The sequence below is a fragment of the Chryseobacterium sp. Chry.R1 genome (assembly GCF_039645525.1).
GTDB lineage: Bacteria > Bacteroidota > Bacteroidia > Flavobacteriales > Weeksellaceae > Chryseobacterium > Chryseobacterium proteolyticum.
In genome coordinates this window covers 1,553,634-1,572,200 of the sequence record NZ_CP151793.1, presented here as the reverse complement: position 1 = coordinate 1,572,200, position 18,567 = coordinate 1,553,634, and the positions used below count along the sequence as shown (strand labels likewise).

At 34.9% G+C, this 18,567-nt stretch carries 21 protein-coding genes; 14 read left to right on the top strand and 7 right to left on the bottom strand.

Annotated features, from left to right (window positions below):
* Nucleotides 1–3: 3 nt before the first annotated feature.
* Both AAEU33_RS07275 and AAEU33_RS07270 read right to left on the bottom strand, forming a co-directional pair.
* On the bottom strand, nucleotides 4–720 hold the full coding sequence (locus AAEU33_RS07275) for a C40 family peptidase (RefSeq protein ID WP_345991730.1): 717 nt from the start codon (nucleotides 718–720) through the stop codon (nucleotides 4–6).
* A 69-nt stretch (nucleotides 721–789) separates the two neighbouring features.
* A complete protein-coding gene (locus AAEU33_RS07270; protein WP_345991728.1) occupies nucleotides 790–1,437 on the bottom strand; it encodes an O-methyltransferase in 648 nt (215 codons plus the stop codon).
* Between the two features lie 180 nt (nucleotides 1,438–1,617).
* Here AAEU33_RS07270 and AAEU33_RS07265 point away from each other — a divergent pair, with 180 nt between their 5' ends.
* Entirely contained in the window at nucleotides 1,618–1,764 is a 147-nt protein-coding gene (locus tag AAEU33_RS07265; RefSeq protein WP_172280819.1) for a hypothetical protein, read from the top strand.
* A 56-nt stretch (nucleotides 1,765–1,820) separates the two neighbouring features.
* On the opposite strand, the gene AAEU33_RS07260 is transcribed toward AAEU33_RS07265, so the two are convergent.
* Nucleotides 1,821–2,654: an OmpA family protein gene (locus AAEU33_RS07260; RefSeq protein WP_172280821.1), complete on the bottom strand. Its 834-nt coding sequence runs from the start codon at nucleotides 2,652–2,654 to the stop codon at nucleotides 1,821–1,823.
* Between the two features lie 86 nt (nucleotides 2,655–2,740).
* On the opposite strand from AAEU33_RS07260, the gene tilS reads away from it, so the two are divergent.
* From tilS to AAEU33_RS07225, 7 genes are all read left to right on the top strand, one after another.
* Nucleotides 2,741–4,054 (top strand): tRNA lysidine(34) synthetase TilS, encoded by a 1,314-nt coding sequence (tilS, locus tag AAEU33_RS07255; protein WP_345991725.1) that lies wholly within the window; start codon nucleotides 2,741–2,743, stop codon nucleotides 4,052–4,054.
* Between the two features lie 3 nt (nucleotides 4,055–4,057).
* Nucleotides 4,058–6,133, top strand: coding sequence for a cytochrome c biogenesis protein CcdA (locus tag AAEU33_RS07250; RefSeq protein WP_345991723.1), 2,076 nt, complete (start codon nucleotides 4,058–4,060; stop codon nucleotides 6,131–6,133).
* Between the two features lie 137 nt (nucleotides 6,134–6,270).
* On the top strand, nucleotides 6,271–7,797 hold the full coding sequence (locus AAEU33_RS07245) for a T9SS type A sorting domain-containing protein (RefSeq protein WP_345991721.1): 1,527 nt from the start codon (nucleotides 6,271–6,273) through the stop codon (nucleotides 7,795–7,797).
* A gap of 197 nt (nucleotides 7,798–7,994) precedes the next feature.
* Nucleotides 7,995–8,510 carry a biopolymer transporter ExbD gene (locus tag AAEU33_RS07240; RefSeq protein WP_345991719.1) on the top strand — a complete coding sequence of 172 codons (516 nt, stop codon included), beginning with the start codon at nucleotides 7,995–7,997 and terminating at the stop codon, nucleotides 8,508–8,510.
* Nucleotides 8,511–8,576: 66 nt separating this feature from the next.
* Nucleotides 8,577–9,086 carry a hypothetical protein gene (locus tag AAEU33_RS07235; protein ID WP_345991717.1) on the top strand — a complete coding sequence of 170 codons (510 nt, stop codon included), beginning with the start codon at nucleotides 8,577–8,579 and terminating at the stop codon, nucleotides 9,084–9,086.
* 10 nt (nucleotides 9,087–9,096) lie between these two features.
* The gene (locus AAEU33_RS07230) at nucleotides 9,097–9,879 is read left to right on the top strand and encodes an alpha/beta hydrolase (RefSeq protein WP_345991715.1); all 783 of its coding nucleotides are present in this window, start codon (nucleotides 9,097–9,099) and stop codon (nucleotides 9,877–9,879) included.
* Between the two features lie 127 nt (nucleotides 9,880–10,006).
* The gene (locus AAEU33_RS07225; protein ID WP_345991713.1) at nucleotides 10,007–10,810 is read left to right on the top strand and encodes a patatin-like phospholipase family protein; all 804 of its coding nucleotides are present in this window, start codon (nucleotides 10,007–10,009) and stop codon (nucleotides 10,808–10,810) included.
* A gap of 49 nt (nucleotides 10,811–10,859) precedes the next feature.
* On the opposite strand, the gene AAEU33_RS07220 is transcribed toward AAEU33_RS07225, so the two are convergent.
* The gene (locus AAEU33_RS07220; RefSeq protein WP_345992751.1) at nucleotides 10,860–11,864 is read right to left on the bottom strand and encodes a bifunctional oligoribonuclease/PAP phosphatase NrnA; all 1,005 of its coding nucleotides are present in this window, start codon (nucleotides 11,862–11,864) and stop codon (nucleotides 10,860–10,862) included.
* Between the two features lie 231 nt (nucleotides 11,865–12,095).
* Between AAEU33_RS07220 and rpmH the strand changes: the two genes are divergently transcribed.
* Both rpmH and AAEU33_RS07210 read left to right on the top strand, forming a co-directional pair.
* Nucleotides 12,096–12,254: a 50S ribosomal protein L34 gene (rpmH, locus tag AAEU33_RS07215; RefSeq protein ID WP_172280837.1), complete on the top strand. Its 159-nt coding sequence runs from the start codon at nucleotides 12,096–12,098 to the stop codon at nucleotides 12,252–12,254.
* A 157-nt stretch (nucleotides 12,255–12,411) separates the two neighbouring features.
* Nucleotides 12,412–13,122, top strand: coding sequence for an ATP-binding cassette domain-containing protein (locus tag AAEU33_RS07210; RefSeq protein ID WP_172280839.1), 711 nt, complete (start codon nucleotides 12,412–12,414; stop codon nucleotides 13,120–13,122).
* Between the two features lie 3 nt (nucleotides 13,123–13,125).
* Here the strand turns inward: AAEU33_RS07210 and AAEU33_RS07205 are convergent, their stop codons facing one another.
* From AAEU33_RS07205 to AAEU33_RS07195, 3 genes are read right to left on the bottom strand one after another with little or no spacing between them, the layout of a single operon-like run.
* On the bottom strand, nucleotides 13,126–13,821 hold the full coding sequence (locus AAEU33_RS07205; RefSeq protein ID WP_345991711.1) for a methyltransferase: 696 nt from the start codon (nucleotides 13,819–13,821) through the stop codon (nucleotides 13,126–13,128).
* Nucleotides 13,821–15,275, bottom strand: a complete 1,455-nt coding sequence (locus tag AAEU33_RS07200; RefSeq protein WP_172280843.1) for a HAMP domain-containing sensor histidine kinase — start codon at nucleotides 15,273–15,275, stop codon at nucleotides 13,821–13,823. The genes AAEU33_RS07205 and AAEU33_RS07200 overlap by 1 nt, the downstream gene beginning before the upstream one ends.
* A complete protein-coding gene (locus AAEU33_RS07195; RefSeq protein ID WP_273649719.1) occupies nucleotides 15,265–15,861 on the bottom strand; it encodes a riboflavin synthase in 597 nt (198 codons plus the stop codon). The genes AAEU33_RS07200 and AAEU33_RS07195 overlap by 11 nt, the downstream gene beginning before the upstream one ends.
* A 49-nt stretch (nucleotides 15,862–15,910) precedes the next feature.
* Here AAEU33_RS07195 and pdxA point away from each other — a divergent pair, with 49 nt between their 5' ends.
* The 4 genes from pdxA to accB all read left to right on the top strand — a co-directional run bounded on the left by pdxA (nucleotide 15,911) and on the right by accB (nucleotide 18,493).
* Entirely contained in the window at nucleotides 15,911–17,002 is a 1,092-nt protein-coding gene (gene pdxA, locus AAEU33_RS07190) for a 4-hydroxythreonine-4-phosphate dehydrogenase PdxA (protein WP_345991708.1), read from the top strand.
* Nucleotides 17,003–17,086: 84 nt separating this feature from the next.
* Entirely contained in the window at nucleotides 17,087–17,617 is a 531-nt protein-coding gene (locus tag AAEU33_RS07185) for a DUF177 domain-containing protein (RefSeq protein ID WP_172280849.1), read from the top strand.
* Between the two features lie 69 nt (nucleotides 17,618–17,686).
* Nucleotides 17,687–17,890: a 50S ribosomal protein L32 gene (gene rpmF / locus AAEU33_RS07180; protein ID WP_172280851.1), complete on the top strand. Its 204-nt coding sequence runs from the start codon at nucleotides 17,687–17,689 to the stop codon at nucleotides 17,888–17,890.
* Between the two features lie 123 nt (nucleotides 17,891–18,013).
* Complete coding sequence (gene accB, locus AAEU33_RS07175) at nucleotides 18,014–18,493, top strand: acetyl-CoA carboxylase biotin carboxyl carrier protein (RefSeq protein ID WP_172280853.1); 480 nt, start codon at nucleotides 18,014–18,016, stop codon at nucleotides 18,491–18,493.
* Nucleotides 18,494–18,567 lie beyond the last annotated feature (74 nt).

The following is an 18,567-nucleotide window of genomic DNA, read 5'->3' as shown; positions in this document are numbered from 1 at the left end:
TTATTACAAAACTTTTTTAATCACTCTTAATTTATGGGTATGACTGTTCAATTCCTTATTGAAAATCCCGGAGGAATCAAGGGTGTCAATTCTTACCTTACCAGAGGCATGAATGATCTTCTGATTTTCTAACATAATTCCAACGTGAATAATTTTCCCTTCGGTATTTTCAAAGAATGCCAGGTCTCCGGGCTGACTTTCCTCAACAAAGGTTAAAGGCTCCCCCATCTCTGCCTGCTGATAGGTATCTCTCGGAAGCTTGATGTCGTGAACTTTATACACCAATTGTGTAAAGCCTGAACAATCTACCGCAAAAAAGCTTTTTCCTCCCCATAAATAAGGAACATTAAGAAATTCTTTTGCCGTTAAAGCAATGCTTTCCCGAATATCATGACTTCTCCTTGAAGCCACAGCCGGAAATTCAACTTCTGATCCCATAGAAAGCAATGTTTTACCATCATTCATCAATACAGAGGAGAAATCTTCCGTAATCAGAGTAACTTTTCTCTTTTCAAGTTCTTCGTCTGATACAGGTTTTATCTGTTTAGTATCCATCCATCCTTCATAGCCATCATAATGCATTTTTATTTTGGTCCAGTTTTTATTCACTTCCAAAATATCAGCACTTTCACCAAACAATATTTCTGTTACAATCTCTGCTTTGTCCGAGTTTTCTGCCCGGACAGGAGCTACAGTAACAATACAGATTCCTTTATTCATCAACTTTCTTTATATATTAAATGACTAAGAATTTGAAAATTAAAAAATTTAAATTTCAAACCTCTCTATTTACTTCCTTCGAAGGAAATTAACCCCGTCACGCAAAGGTAAAATAAGATTTTCAAAATCTTCATCTTTTGCAATCAAATCATTTAATTCTTTAATGACCTGGGTAGATCTTTGTTTTGGGTTTTCTTCCAATACTTTACCGTACCATAGAACATTATCAAACAATACCACTGATCCGGATTGGGTATGGGGTTTTATTAATCTGAAATATTCTGCATAATTATCCTTATCTGCATCGATAAAAACAAGATCAAAAATCTCATTTGTTTCGTTTAAGAAGTTTTTTGCATCCTGAAGTTTAAAATAGATCTGCTCCGAAAATTCACTTTCAGAAAAATACTTCCTTGGAAGGTAAGCCAGGTCCTCATTAACATCCAATGTTGTAATTTTTCCTTCTTTGGATAAGCCCGTAGCTAAACAAAGGGTGGCATATCCCGTAAAAGTTCCTATTTCAAGAATATTTACTGGCCGCAGCATCTGGGAAATAATCGTTAAAAGCCTTCCCTGCTGATAACCGGATATCATATGCGGCTGTGTTGTTTTCTGGAAGGTTTCTTTTCTTAATCTCTTCAGAATTTCAGGCTCGGAAGAAGCGTGGGTCTCTAGATACCTATCCATTTCCGGGTTCTTTTCTTCAAAAAAACTCATGTTATCGATTTTTGTTATTCAAATTTAATTAAATAAAAGAAAAAATGGTGGTATTGTGGATAAAAGATACTATATAACCATGGGAAAATCACCCTGCTAAAATACCGTAAAAACACGGGTGTTTTAGCAGACTGGACATTAGTACCTTTGCTAAGCAGCAAACGCAAAAACATCATAAACATGGAAACAGAAGAAAGCCTAACTAAGAAAAAGAGAAAAGCTACAGGATCATTAGAGAATGTATCTTCTGAAAAAACTAAACGCAAATTATCCGATTCATTTATTAAGCGAATTATTTCATTATTGAAACAAGAAGAATTAGTTTGATTAAAATAATAAATCCCGAATTTCTCCGGGATTTATTTATGTTTATATTTCAAGTATTATTTCTTAGGAGCAATATCCATAAGTTTCATAAACTCATCAAGCTTAGGCATAATGATAATTTCAGTTCTTCTGTTTTCTGCTCTTCCTGAAACACTCATGTTCGTTGCTTTAGGATTGTATTCTGAACGACCTCCAGCTGTAATTCTTGAAGGATCTACACCAAACTGAGTTTGCAGCACCTTCGCAACCGCAGTTCCTCTCAATGCAGAAAGATCCCAGTTGTCTCTTGGTAAATTAGCAGAGCTCAAAGGAGCATTATCAGTATTCCCTTCAATAAGTACGGAATATTTATCGTAATCGTTGATCACTTTAGCTACTTTTCCTAGTACTTCCTGAGCTGCCGGCAGAATGTTATAATCTCCTGTTTTGTACAACATTTTATCTGAAAGGGAAATCATTACAACTCCTTTCAATACTTTTACCTGAACATCCTCATCGGTTACATTATCCAAAGATCTTTTCAGTTTATTTGACAATGCTAAATTCAGACTGTCATTTTTAGCATTATTAGAAATCAATTGTTTGATGTATGAGTTTGAAGCATTAATCTCACCTACAAGTTTATCAATATTTGCAGAGCTTTTTCCTGTATTGGATAAGCATGCATCTAAAGATGACTTCAGAGCATCATGCTGGCTTTTTAGTAAACTATTTTCACCGGATAATGCGGAGTTTTGAGATTTCAGATCCTGAATCTCTCTTTGTCTTTCGCCAATATTTTCAATGCACTGTTTGTAGTTCGAACTTAGTGCATCATACTGTTTTTTGCTGACACAAGATGTCATTCCCAACGCCATCGCAGAAACTGCTAAAATTTTTAATATCTTCATAAATAATCTTTTTTAGACGGATCAAAGTTAGAAAATTCAATTGAATTATATGAATTATCTTTGCACAAATGAAATTCTCAACAGTTATGTTGAAAAAATTAAGTATTAAAGAACAGCTGCAAAATCTGGTTAACTCACCCGAAAAACACAATTATCTTTTAGCAGTAAGCGGAGGTGCAGATTCCATGGTTTTAGCTTTTTTATTCAGTAATCTGGGTCTTAATTTTCAGATTGCACATATCAATTACAAACTTCGGGGTAAGGACTCTGATTCGGATCAGAAAGTTGTTCAGGATTTTTGTCAGGCCAATGACATCAGATTTCATTTATATGAGGTTTCGGAAGAAGATCAACAACCTGAAAATTCCATTCAGCTTTGGGCCAGGGAACTCCGGTATCAATTTTTTAAAAAGGTACAAGAGGCCGAAAAGCTAGAATACCTGGTAACCGCACATCACCTGAATGATCAACTAGAAACATTCATCATTAATCTGTCAAAAGCAGCAGGGATTAACGGATTGAGCGGCATTCCTGCTAATGAGAACAAAATCCTGCGCCCTCTTTTAGGTTATTCCAAAGAAGAGATTTATAGTTTTGCAAAAGAAAACAATATTGAATACAGAGAAGATGCGTCTAATAAAAAAAACGATTACTTAAGAAACAAAATCAGAAATGAAATTGTCCCGAAACTTCTTGAAACTAATGATCATTTTTTAGAAAATTTTAAAAAAAGCTCTTCCTACCTGAATCAGGCAAAAGATTTTATACAAAAACAAATAGAAGAAGTAGAAAATAGTATTTCTACATTTAACCTGGAAAAGAGAATCCTATCAAAGCAAAAGCTGGCTAAAGAAAGTGATTTTATAAAGTTCGAGATTTTAAAAAAATACGGATTCAACAAAGAAGAAGAAATCAGGAAAATTTTCACCGCCTCTACAGGAAGTTCTTTTTTTTCTAATGATTATCAACTGATGGTTAATCGGGATGAACTTATCATAATCAATAAGGTTGATAAAAAAGAGGAAGAACAGATAATTTTAATTGAAAAGTTTGATTTCAATAAAGTTTCAGTTGATATCAATCTTGCCACATTCATTACAGACAGTAGTGAGCATAGCAAGAGTTTCCAATGGTCTTTTGATGCAGAACAGCTTCAATTCCCATTAATTTTAAGGAAAAAAGAGGAAGGTGATTTATTTTATCCATTACTCTTTTCGGGAAAAAAGAAAGTTTCCAAGTTTTTTAAGGATGAAAAATTATCTATTTTAGCGAAGCAAAAAATTTGGGTATTGGCGGACGACAATAAAAACGTCTTAGGCATTATTCCTTACAGACAAGACAGAAGATTTGTGTGTACAGAAAAAACAAAGCATACCCTAAACCTTTTTAATGAAAAGTAAAAAATGAAAAGTAAATTTAAAGCATGGCTGTTATTAGCTTTGGTATTCTTATTTTCAGGACTCAATGCACAGATCAAAAATCCTGTAAAATTCAAGTTCACGATCAATGATCTGGGAAATAATCAATACGAGGCAGTTCTTAATGCAACGATGGAAAGTGGTTGGCATATTTACTCGAGAGATATTCCTGAAGATACAGGGATTCCCACAGAATATAAAGTTTCGGGAAAAAATATTGAACTGATTGGAAAATTTCAGGAGGTTGGAAAGAAGCATGAAGAATTCTCTGAAGCTTTTGGCGGAACGATTGTTTTCTATTCAAACTCGGCAGGCTTTAAACAAAAATTCAAACTTAAAGACCCTACAAAACCCGCAGATGTTACCTCTGAGATCACTTATCAAACGTGTGATGACAGGGTATGTCTGGCTCCCAATACATTAGAATTCAATCAAAAGGTCACTCCAAAAGGAGCGACTGAAGAAGCAACCCCTGAAGCTGTTGCAGAAACAGTTAAAGATTCTGCAAAAACGACTGTAACCGCTGTAGAAAATCCATCTAAAGACGAAATTGTCGTATCCCAGGTTTCGCATCTGGATCCTAAAAAATTGAAAATAGAAACAATAGATTTTAAAAAGCCTTTAACGGATTGTGGTACTAAGTCTTCAAAAGTTGATGAAAACTACTGGACCTATTTATTTTTAGGATTTATAGGTGGATTAATAGCCTTATTAACCCCTTGTGTTTTTCCAATGATCCCTCTAACGGTATCATTCTTTACTAAAGGAAATAAAAATAAAGCTAAAGGAAAAAGAGATGCTCTTATCTATGGTTTTTTCATCCTGCTTATATTTGTATTGTTAAGTGTTCCGTTCCATTTAATTAATGGAATTGCAGGAAATATCTTTAATGAAATTTCAACAAGTGTTTGGCTTAATATAGCGTTCTTTATCATATTTATTTTCTTTGCCGGAAGCTTCTTCGGATACTATGATATTACACTACCAAGCGCTATTGCCAATAAATCATCTAAGGCTGAAGAGGCAGGAGGTATCATTGGAATCTTCTTTATGGCTCTTACACTGGTGATTGTTTCCTTCTCATGTACCGGACCTATTTTAGGAAGTTTATTAGGGAGTGCTGTTACCGGATCTACCAATGTACCGATGTTGCTAACTTTTGCATTGGCTGGTTTTGGTTTGGCCTGGGCAATTATTTTCGGACTTTTAGCATTATTTCCTCAAGCTTTGCAGAGCCTTCCTAAATCAGGAGGATGGATGAATACAGTAAAAGTAGTGCTAGGTTTCGTGGAACTTGCATTGGCTTTAAAATTCCTATCAAAAGCAGACCTTGTTTCTAAAACATTTTTATTAAAAAGAGAATTATTTATTGTTATCTGGATCATCATTACAATTGGTCTTGCTTTATATTTATTTGGACTGATCAGATTCCCTCATGATGATAAAAAACCCAAAATATCCATCACCAGAAAGATATTGGGAGTATTGGGAATTGGATTTGTTATCTATCTGATCCAGGGATTAATCCCTTCTGAGCGTCCAAAACTTCAGTTACTGAGTGGTATCCTTCCTCCGCTCAACGTTAGCTATTTCCATAATGAAAAGGACGGAATTCTGGGAATGCATCCGGAACATGACTTTTTCAGCGCTGTAGAATTAGCAAAAAAAGAAAATAAGCCCATTTTGATTGACTTCACAGGATATGGTTGTGAAAACTGTAGAAAAATGGAAGAGTTTGTCTGGAGCGAACCCGACATTTTACCCATCCTTCAAAACGATGTCATTCTTGCTTCTCTGTATGTTGACGACAAAGAAGAACTTCCGGAAGATCAGAAAACCAAAATTGATCTGGGAGACGGTCAAATTAAAAAAGTAAAAACAATCGGAGACAGATGGAGTTTATTCCAGCAGGTTAATTTCAATAACAATTCCCAACCCCATTACGTTTTGGTAACTCCGGGCGGAAAGGTTATCAACACTCCTGTATCAGGTTATATGCCGAAAGAGGAGTTTAAAAAATTCCTGGAATGCGGAGTAAATTACTACAAACAGAATAAATAGTTTTTCCACTTAAAAATATTACAGCCCTGTTAATTAAATTGACAGGGCTTTTTACACTTATTAGAAAAATGTCTACACTTACTTATTGAAATAAATAAACCCAATAATTTTTATTTATTTTTAGGATAAAAGTATACATGAAAAATCTATTTTATCTTTTATTTTTCACTTTAAATTTTCTTTGTTTAAGCGCCCAGGCACCTTCCATAGTATGGCAGAAGACTTTTGGAGGTACAGGTAGAGAAGAGTTTTTTGATATCCAGGCAACCAATGACGGCGGATACATCACTATTGGGGATACTACCTCTTCAAATGGCGACGTAACTACAAACCATGGAAGCACAGACCTTTGGATTGTAAAAGTAAACAGTTCCGGTACCATCCAATGGCAAAAAACGTATGGCGGAAGCAATATAGACAGAGGATTTAAGATTCAGCAGACCACTGACGGCGGATATATCGCCATTGGATCCACAAGTTCCACGGATGGGGATATTATGGGAAATCATGGAGGATATGATTTATGGATACTTAAACTTGATAACTACGGCAATATTGTATGGCAAAAAACACTGGGTGGTAGTGCTGATGAAGATGGGGTTGATATCCGGCAGACAAATGAAGGAGGATATATTGCTATAGGATCTACCTACTCTACAGATGGTGATATTACAAGTAATCACGGACAAAGGGACATGTGGATCATCAAATTAGACAGTTCCGGAAATATACAATGGCAAAACACATATGGTTTTCTTAATCAAGACGATGGAAATCAGATCAGGCAAACTCCGGATGGAAGTTATGTCGTTATCGGAAGTTACAACTTTTCTTTAACCGACACTTCAGATTTCTGGATTCTGAAATTAGACCCATCAGGAGTTGTTATCTGGGAGAAAACATATGGCGGAACCTCCAGGGAAAACCCGTACGATATACAAAACACCAGTGATAACGGATATATACTTGTAGGCTACACTCAATCCAGTGATGGAGATATAACAGGAAATCACGGTCAGGGTGAAGTATGGATGCTGAAACTCAACTCGTCAGGCGACCTGCAATGGCAGAAAACTTTTGGAGGAACGTCTTCTGATTATGGAGAAGCCATCCAACGGACCTTGGATGGCGGATATATCATTGCCGGAAACGCCCAATCAACCAATGGAGATGTGACGGGTAATCATGGAAGCAGTGACTTCTGGATTATTAAGACAGACTCTTCCGGAAATATCATGTGGCAAAAATCGTTGGGAGGCACCAGTAATGAAATGGGCAGAGGTATTATAGAGATTGCTGACGGAACCTATATTGTAGTGGGCGGAACCTATTCTACTGACGGAGATATCACCATTAATAAAGGGCTTAACGATGGCTGGATGGTAAAAATCCAAACTGAACAGCTAAGTACCGCAGAAAATAATATTAAAAACAATATTTCCTTGTATCCTAATCCTGCAAAAGATCTTATTTATCTGGATAACCTGCCTGCCGGAACTACCGTACAGATAACAGATATGTCGGGAAGAAAATTGCAAAGTCAAAAATATAATAATAAAAAAAGCTCTATTAATACCTCTCAATTAACCAATGGCATCTATATTATCCACGCTGAGCATAAGGGAAAAAATATTTTATCTGAGAAATTGATCATAGAGAAATAATACACAACCTCTTAATTAATCATAAAATATTAGTAAAATCAAAAACGCTAAGGTTTCTTTATGCTAAACATTTAATAAATTTTAAAAAATTGTGAGATTTTGAAAAATTAGGTACAAACTTTGTACGGATTCCTTCAGATAAAGAAAAATAATTCAATCTTTATCAAATAACCGTTTAACATTTAAAAATTGTACTTATGGCTGAAGTTATCGCACAAGAAAAATCAGGAGGAAAACAACGGAAAAAATTAATCCGCGTGGACATGACTCCAATGGTAGACTTAGGTTTTTTATTAATAACCTTTTTCATGTTTACAACCAATTTTACAAAACCCAATGTAATGGATCTGGGATTGCCGGCAAAAAGCCCAACTCCACCAACAAATGTAGTTGACAACAAAAACCAGGTTACATTTATTATCGGAAAGGATAATAGGATATTTTATCATCAGGAGGCAAAAGGAGATTTAAACACAAGCAATCTCAAAGAAACCGATTATAATGGGGTTAATATTTCAAAAATCATTTCGAAGGCTTACAATGACGCACCTATAAAAGATAATTTCACAATTATCATTGAACCTACAGATGATTCTAATTATAAAAATTTTGTAGATATGCTGGACAACATTGCCATCTCTAAAAAGGAACGTTATGGAATCACCGACATGAAATCTTGGGAAAAGAAAGTTTATGAAGAATTAATAAAATAAAACAGAAAGAGCATTATAATAATGCTCTTTTTTATTTACTTTTGAGAATACAATTTTTATTCTTCGATGAAAAATATACTAATGATCGCGGCAATTACAGCCCTACTTTTTTCTTGTTCAAAAAAAGAAACACAATCAACCCCAAACCAAACAGACAGCGTCAAAATTATCGATTCTATTAATGCTGCCCGTACAAAAATAAATGACAGCATTAGAAGTAAAAACCATTTCAAAGACTTTAGCGGAGATCATAAATTCACGCATAATCTCATCAAAAAAGCAGGCTCTGTCAATTTCAATAAAACGGAAGGTGAAAAGGATCATTATAAAGTTCTTGGAGATATAAAATCAGGGAAAGATCATGTACATATTGAAGGCTATATGAAAGTTGTTTCCGACAAGCATATGAATTTCACAGGAATTATTTCGCAAAGCATCTCTGAAAACGAAAACGGGAAAATAGATATAAGAAAGGGTACAAAAACTTTCTTATCTAAAGACGGCGGAAAAACCTGGAGGCTTCAGGATATGGTAAACGGCTCAGGATTTGTAGACTATATCGATATTCACTTTTAATTCTGAACACATGCTGAATTTTGAAAAAACAGGAAACGGAAAGGAAATTTTAGTACTACTCCACGGCTTCATGGAAAATCTTTCTATCTGGAGTGATATGGAGCCGCACTTATCTAAAAATTTCACCCTTTTAAAAATAGATCTCCCTGGTCACGGAAAATCAGAAATTTTGGCTGACGTTCATACGATGGAGCTTATGGCTGATGAAGTAAAAAAGGTTCTAAACGATCAAAAGCTTGAAAAAGTTCACCTGTTAGGACATTCTATGGGAGGCTATACTTCATTGGCATTTGCTGAAAAATATTCCCAATCAATAAAAAGTCTTACCTTATTTTTTTCCACCTACTTTCCGGATGATGATGAAAAGAAAAAACAACGTATAAAAAGCTACAGAATTATTCAGGAAGCATTTCCTAATTATGCAAAGGCCGGAATTCCTAATTTATTCAACCCTAACGAAAGAGATATTCTTGAAGGCAAAATAGAAACAGCTCTGGAAGTTGCATTGTCTACCAATAATATGGGAGCATTAGCCTGCGTAAAAGGAATGGTAGAACGAACGGACAAAAAACATGTTCTGGAAAATCTTGAGGCTAAAATATTAGTTCTCTCAGGAAAGCATGATAATGCAGTAAAAACAGAAACAACCATCAATAACCTTCCGGACAGTACGAATATAAAATCATACATTCTGGATTGCGGACATAACGGACATTGGGAAAAACCAGGCATTTGCGCAGAAATCATTAATACTGAACTTCTTCATAATATGCCGAAAAACTTAGTTTTATAAACATTTAGGCTTTTTGTTTTCCAACACGAGCCATATTATTACTAAATACAGTCAAGCTATTTTATCCTCAATAAGCCCAATTAAGGTTCTGAAATTTCTTGTATATTAGTGAAGATTAATTTTCTCAATGAGCTTATTCTCCTTCAACAAAAAGAAACCTGTAATCGGCTTGACACTTTCCGGTGGAGGCATGCGTGGAATTGCCCATATTGCTGTTTTAAAAGCGTTGGAAGAATTCAATCTTAAACCCGATATTATTTCAGGTACCAGCGCCGGTTCTATTGTTGGCGCTTTTTATTCTTTTGGAAAAACTCCCGATGAGATGATGGAAATTGTAAAAAGCACCACTTTTTTTTCCAGGTCTTATTTAAAACTTTCCAAAAATGGCATTTTCAGCTCAAATTTTATTTTAAAACTATTTACAGATCACTTTCCTGAGGATGATTTTAAAATCCTGAAAATCCCTGTTTATGTGGCTGCAACAGAAATGACCCATGGCATTGTAAGCTTCTTTTCAGAAGGACCCCTTTTCCAACCTCTTTTAGCATCTTCAAGCGTTCCTTTTATACTTCCACCCGTAAGGATTGGAGAAAAAATATATGTAGATGGTGGCGTTTTAGACAACTTACCCATAGAACCAATCATTGATAAATGCGATTTCCTGATTGCATCACATGTGAATTCGATCAGTTATGATGAACTTAAAAAAATGAGTCTGCTAAAGGAATTTGATAGAATTCTCCATTTAGCCATTGCAAAATCGGTTTATTCTAAAGTGAATTCATGTAAGATCTTTCTTGATCCTCCTAAAATGACAAAGTTCAGCTTGTTCAACAAAAAATATATGGACGAGATGTTTCAGCAGGTGTATGAATATACATGTGCAGAACTGGAAGACAAGGGATACAGAAAATTAAAAATTGACAATTGAAGCCAGGTTTAATGCTATTTGATTCGTATCTCCCTTCTTCTGTTTCATTTTACAAATTCTCTTCAGCCACTCTGTTTTTAAATATTTCAAGAGTATCCGGTAAAGAATCATTTGATTTACCTCCTGCTGCGTTGATATGCCCTCCTCCATTGAAATACTTCCTTGAAAACTTATTAACATCAACATCATCTTTACTTCTGAAAGAAATTTTGATAAAATCCTCATACAGGTCTTCCATGAAAAATGCAGACATCTTCACTCCGATTATACTTAATCCATAATTAACAAAACCTTCAGTATCTCCTTTTTGGAAGCCATATTCCTGAAGTTCTTTTCTTGTTAAGTATAAAACAGCTACTGTACCCTCATTTACCACTTCTATTCTTCCTAATATCAGAGCTAAAAGATGCAGACGGGAAACGGTATTGGTATCCCAAGTATTGGATGTAATAACGGAAGGATCAGCTCCTTTTTCAATGAGGTTAGCAATAATACGGTGTGTCGTAGCACTTGTTGAGCGGAAACGAAACCCTCCTGTATCAGTCATGATCCCGGTATAAAGACACTCTGCAATATCTTTATTAACCAAATCCTCATCCTCCATTGCTTCAATAAAATGATAGATCATCTGGGAAGTTGCAGGGATAATGGTATCTGAATATACATAGTCAAACTCTTCAGGCTGCTGATGGTGATCAATGAGAATTTTTTTTGCGGTAGCTTTTACCAGCCAGTCTCCAAGAATGCCAATTCGTGAAGGTGAATTGAAGTCTAAGCAAAAAATAACATCTGCATCACTAATAAGATCAAATGCAACCTTTCTTTTATATTCAGCAACAATATTCTTTCTGGCTTCAGCCATCCATTTCAAAAATTTAGGAAAATCATTAGGCACAACCACTTCTGCCATTATGCCTTTTGCCTGCAAATAATGTTTTAATCCTAAACTGGAACCAATAGCATCTCCATCCGGATTATAATGGGTAAGGATAACTATTTTATTTTCAGGTGTAAGAAGATTCTTTATTTCTAAAAGTTCAGTAGGTGTAAACATCATTATGTTCTTTAAATTTAAGTCTCCAAAGATAGAGCTTTTAAATAAATGAGAAATACATTAATTTAAATAAGCTGAGGGGCCCTATTTATAGTGAACTTTTCTAATATCAGCTTCAGAAATGCTTAAATTAATTTCAAAAAAAAACAATATAAATTTGTAACTTCTAAAAAAATATTTATCTTTGCAACCTGAAAAATAAATAGATAATTACGATTTAAATATATAGTAATGAGTAAAAGAACATTCCAGCCATCAGAAAGAAAAAGAAGAAACAAACACGGTTTCAGAGAAAGAATGTCAACGCCAAACGGTAGAAGAGTTTTGGCTGCAAGAAGAGCTAAAGGCAGAAAGAGTTTAACGATAAGTGCATCTCGCGCTAAGAGATAATCTCGAAATTATCATATACAAATCATGCTTGAAAAGAAGTTTTTCAGGCATTTTTTGTTGTTAAAATTTACTAAAATTTAGGTTCTTTAAGTTTCTTTTTTCTATTTTTAAAATCTGAAAAGATTTTTTTTAGAAATCGCCCTCTTAAAATTAAATTATGCCACATACAAATATCTCAGGAGATAGCATTATAAGTTTACAACATGCAAAGATTGCTCAAAAAAACTTTACTGTTCTTTCTGACGTAAATCTCAATATTAAAAAAGGAAGATTTTGCTATCTTATCGGAAAAACAGGATCAGGAAAAAGCTCACTTTTAAAGACATTGTACGGGCATATTCCATTGGCTTCAGGACACGGTGATGTAGTAGGTTTTGATCTTGCTAAAATGAGAACGTCTGACATCCCTAACCTGAGAAGAAAATTAGGAATTGTTTTCCAGGACTTTCAGTTACTTTCAGACAGAACAGTGGAAAAGAATTTAAAATTTGTTCTTGAGGCTACAGGATGGAGTGATAAAATCAAAATGGAAGATCGTATCAACGAAGTTCTTGGAAGCGTGAACATGAAGAGCAAAAAGCATAAAATGCCACATGAACTTTCAGGAGGAGAGCAACAACGTATAGCTATTGCAAGAGCTTTATTAAATCATCCGGATCTTATTCTTGCAGATGAGCCTACCGGAAACCTTGATCCGGAAACGTCTAATGAGATCATGACTTTACTTAAGCAGGTTGCTTTGGAAAACGGTGCTGCAGTAGTGATGGCTACTCACGATTATCATATGATCCAAAACTTCCCTGGTGAAGCGATCAGATGTGAAGATGGAAAGGTATCCGTACTTGATACCACGGAATTATTCGAGTAATTTTCATTTACTAAAAACATGAAACTCTTTAGTGAGTTCTAAATATTGGTCCGAGTATTTTCTCGGACTTTTTTCTATCACCAATTCAGAGTCTTCGGCCTCACCTTCCCTTAAGGAAAATTCCAATATCAGTCTTTTAGCTTTTGAATGTTCAATTCCTTTGATCTGAATTCTTCTGAACAAAAACAAATGATATTCTTTTGCAAGACCAATAAAATCCATTCCCACCTCAACAGGAATGATCACCGAAAAAACACCCCTTACAGACAACAACGACGGAATTCTGGAGATTAGTTCTCTGAAATTCAACTCAACTGTCTGCCTGGCAATTTTATCCTTACCGGAATCAGACTCTTCAAAATACGGAGGATTGGAAACAATAAGATCAAATGTATCTTTTGATTCAAAAGTTTTAAAATCCTGATGAATATTTTTCAATCTTTCACTGAAAACCGAATTCCGGAAATTCTTCCGGGTTAGTTCAACAGCACCAATCTGAATATCCAACCCTAAAAACACAGCATTAAGATTCCTTTGAGCAAGCATTAAAGATATCAAGCCTGTACCGGTTCCTACCTCAAGAACTTTGGCTGCCCGATCGACACTAGCTAAAGCACCTAACAAAACACCATCAGTCCCTACACGAAAAACATCCGGGGATTGCTGAATATCAAACTGCTTAAACTTAAAAGGTTTCACTATAGATTGGTCGGTAGTGTTATAGTAAATGTAGAGCCTTTATCAACTTCTGATTTTACAGAAATTTCACCTTTATAATCTTCCACCATTTTTCTTACCATGGAGAGCCCTAATCCCATCCCACTGTTTTTTGACGTGAAATTAGGTTCAAAAATCCTTTCATACATATTATCCGGAATACCTACTCCGTTATCCTGCACAGAGATCATTACTCTTCTTTGATGCTGCTCTATATCAACATTGATAATTAATTTTCTATCTTCGCTCTGAGCCTGCTTTGCATTGGTAACAAGGTTGGTAATAATCCTGGAAAGATAGATCCTGTCCATGTTGATCATGATATTTGCCTTGTTGGTATGAACGAAAACACTGTCATCACTGAAAACACGTAGAATATCAGCAACCTCCGCATTCAGATTGATGGTCTCATTATTTTTTTCAGGAAGCTTCGCAAATTCTGAAAAAGCAGAGGCTACGGTAGCAATCAAATCGATCTGATCAACCATCGTTTTACTCATCATTTTCACCCTTTCCGTAACATTAGGATCCTGAGGATCAAACTTCCTTTCAAAATTCTGGATGGTAAGCTTCATCGGAGTCAAAGGATTTTTTACTTCATGGGCTACTTGTTTCGCCATTTCTCTCCACGCTTCCTCTGATGCTTTGAACCTAAGCCTTTCTTTTTGATCCTGAATCTGAAGTATCATTCTGTTATAAGCTCTTGCCAAAGCATTTAGCTCATCATTTTTATAATATCTGATAGGACGCATTTCATTCTCAAAAAGAGTAATACGCGTAATCATATCAGAGAATTTCGTAATATTTTTAGCCAAACTGTTTGAGGTTACCCAACTAATCCAGATACTGAATATAATAAGAAAGAAATCAACCAAAAGGATATATTTAACATATTGGTGAAGTACTTCCAGATAAGCGGATTCATTATGATATAAAGGAATATATACAATTCCTATAGGCTCTAGAACATTATTTTTTAGGATCATATAAGAGGATGTGAATACCGCATCCTTTGCCTGATCATATCCTTTAATATCCACTCTGGCATCGGTCGCCAGGATTCGATTAACAATATCTACGGGAATTGATTTTTGAGATACTAACCCCTGATCTCTGTTGGAAAGAAGGTAATGTCCTTTCAAATCATAAATCACAATATCATGCTGATTGATATCTGCAATTTCAAAAATTTTATTTCCTAAAACCTGAGGGAGATCTTTAGTTTCGAGTACCGTACTGCTTACTTCATAATCCAGAAAGCGCATTACAGCACTGGTTTTCTCCTGCATGTCAATTTTGCTTTGTTGCAAAGAATGGTTTCTCAAAACAAAGTAAGGAACGAGGGATGAAGCAACAACACTTAAAAGACATACCAGCAAGAAACCGAAAAACACTCGATTCCTCAAGCTATATCCTTTGTACTTATTAATTGCCATTCTGTTTTTTAATTAACCTAGCAATATACTTACCAATTATGTCAAATTCAAGATTAACTTTATCACCTATTTTTAAATATTGCATATTCGTAAACTCCCAGGTATATGGAATAATCGCGACAGAAAATTGGAAATCCTCACTTTTAGCAACGGTAAGACTTATTCCATTCATAGTAATTGATCCCTGAGGTACTGTTACAAAATCACCGTCATTATCATATTTCACTGTAATGAAATAGCTCCCGTCTTTATTTTCGATTCCTACAACTTCACCTGTCTTATCCACATGTCCCTGTACAATATGCCCATCCAGTCTGCCATCCATCTTCATACAACGTTCAAGATTTACTACTGTTCCCACTTCCCATTTTCCAAGATTAGTCTTTTCCAGAGTCTCATTAATTGCTGTTACAACATATTGGTCATTCTTAATTTCCACAACCGTCAAACAACATCCGTTATGTGCAAGACTTTGATCTATTTTTAACTCATTGGTAAAAGGGCAGGTTAATGTAAAGTCGATATTACTTCCTTTTTCTTCAATTTTCTCAATAACTCCAACTGCTTCAATAATTCCTGTGAACATATTATTTTTTGCTAAATTTGTAAAATTATAATCTTCAAAGATAATCAAAATGAGTCCAAAAAACTATAAAGTACGAGTAGGAATTTCAATAGGTGATTTCAATGGCATCGGCCCTGAGATCATTATGAAGTCTTTGAAAGACAAAACGATCACAGATTTTTTCACTCCTGTAATCTTCGGATCCGGGAAATTATTTACCTATCAAAAGAATATTTTCAAACTGAATCTGAACTTCAATTATATCAATGAAGCCTCTCAGGCTCAGACGGGAAAACTGAATATGGTCAATCTTGCCAAGGAAAATTCTAATGTAGAGTTGGGAACTCCTACCGAAGAATCCACCCAAATGGCAATATCCTCTCTGGAGGCTGCTACAGAAGCTTTAATCAAAGGAGACATTGACGTACTTGTTACAGCGCCTATCAATAAGGATGAAATGATGAAACTAGGCTTTAAACACGCCGGACATACTGGATATTTTGAAGAAAAATTCAATAAAAAAGGCTTAATGTTTTTAGTAACGGATGATTTAAAAGTAGCCGTTTCTACGCATCATATTCCTTTAGCTAAGGTAGCCGAAAGTATTTCGAAAGAAAAAATCAAAAAACAGATCAAAGCCTTAAACCAAACTTTAATTGAAGATTTCTGTATTCAAAAACCAAAAATTGCCGTATTAGGACTAAATCCTCATTCCGGAGACGGAGGAGTAATTGGTAGCGAGGAAATAGAGATTATCGGACCAGCCATCAAAGAACTTTCAGATAATGGAGTTTTAGCTTTCGGACCATTTCCTGCGGACAGTTTTTTCCAACCCAATAAATATAAAAATTTCGATGCTGTTTTAGCAATGTACCATGATCAGGGCCTTGCTCCTTTCAAAACACTGGCTTATGAAGAAGGTGTAAATTATACTGCAGGACTACCTTTTATCAGAACTTCTCCCGACCATGGAGTCGCTTATGATATTGCAGGAAAAAATATCGCCGATGAACAGAGTTTTACAGAAGCTATTTTTACAGCTATTAAAATTTTTAAGAACAGAAGCGAATATAACGATCTCATGAGCAATAGGATGCAACCAAGAAAAATGGCTGTAGATAATGGAATAGATGAAGATCTTCCTGATGAAAATGAAGCATAACTCTTCTAAACACATTTAAAATTAATTTGTTTGATATTTTATTTGTAATTATAAAAAAAATGCATATTTTTGCACACTCATTTTATGGACAAGTTAAGAAACTATGACGTAAGCTTTTCCGGATTAAAAAACGGCAAGCATCAGTTCAAATTTGAGATAGACCAATCGTTCTTTCAATTATTTGACACTGAACAAGAATTTACAAATCCTAGAATAACAGTAGATGTTCTTTTGGAAAAGCATACTACTTTTTTAGAGTTTGAAATAAAAATTGATGGAACCGTAGAATTGGTTTGCGATATTACAAGCGCCGATTTTGACCATCAGATTGAAAATGAAATTAAAGTCCTGGTCAAGTTTGGAGAAGAATATGATGATAGTGACGAAAACGTTATTACTATTCCAAGCTCGGACCACGCTTTCAATGTAGCACAGTTGATTTACGAAAATGTAGTACTTTCCATACCTATGAAAAAAGTATCTCCTGACGTAAGTGATGAAGATTTAAAAATTTTGGACCAGTTCAGTCCTAAAGATATTGAAGAAAAGGAAGAGGAAGAACATGAGAGTGACCCAAGATGGGAAGCTTTAAAAAAATTAAAAGATAAAAATTAAAATAATTTAAATATGATGAGATGATGAAAAAAATCTCATCGCTCATCAAATTAAAAAAGTTATTACACAATGGCACATCCAAAGAGAAGACAGTCGTCCACAAGAAGAGATAAGAGAAGAACTCACTACAAAGCAGTAGTTCCTCAATTAGCGAAAGATGCAACTACAGGTGAACACCACCTTTATCACAGAGCTCACTGGCATGAAGGAAAACTTTACTATAGAGGTAAAGTAGTACTAGAGAAAACAGTGGAAACTACTGAAGAAAACTAAGAGGTAAATTTAAAAAAACCTCATTTTAATACAAAAATCGCCCAATTTCATCAAAATTGGGCGATTTTTTGTTGTTTTTTATGTTTTTTTGGTATCTTTGGCTCAAAATCAAATATCAAATTTATGGACATTAAAGACATACAAAATCTTATCAAGTTTGTATCTAAAGCCGAAGTTTCAGAGGTTAAATACAAGACTAAAGATTTCGAAATCACTATTAAAACTCCATTAGCAGGAAGCGAAGTAAACTATGCACAACCAGCAGTTTACCACACTGCTCCTCAGCAAGTAGCAGCTCCTGTACAAACTCCAGCTGCCACTACCCCAACTGAAAAAGTAGAAGCAGCTTCTGATGACAGCAAGTATTTAACTATTAAGTCTCCAATGATTGGTACTTTCTACAGAAAGCCATCTCCAGATAAAGACGTTTTTGTAAATGTAGGTGATGAAGTTTCTAACGGAAAAATCGTTTGTGTAATTGAAGCAATGAAATTATTCAATCAGATAGAATCTGAGATCAGCGGTAAAATCGTTAAGATATTGGTAGACGATGCTACTCCTGTAGAGTACGACCAACCTTTATTCCTAGTAGATCCATCTTAATTTAGAAGTTAGATGTTAGACATTGGATGTTAGATTAAATTCTACATTAAAATAACATTATCTAATTTTCAAAT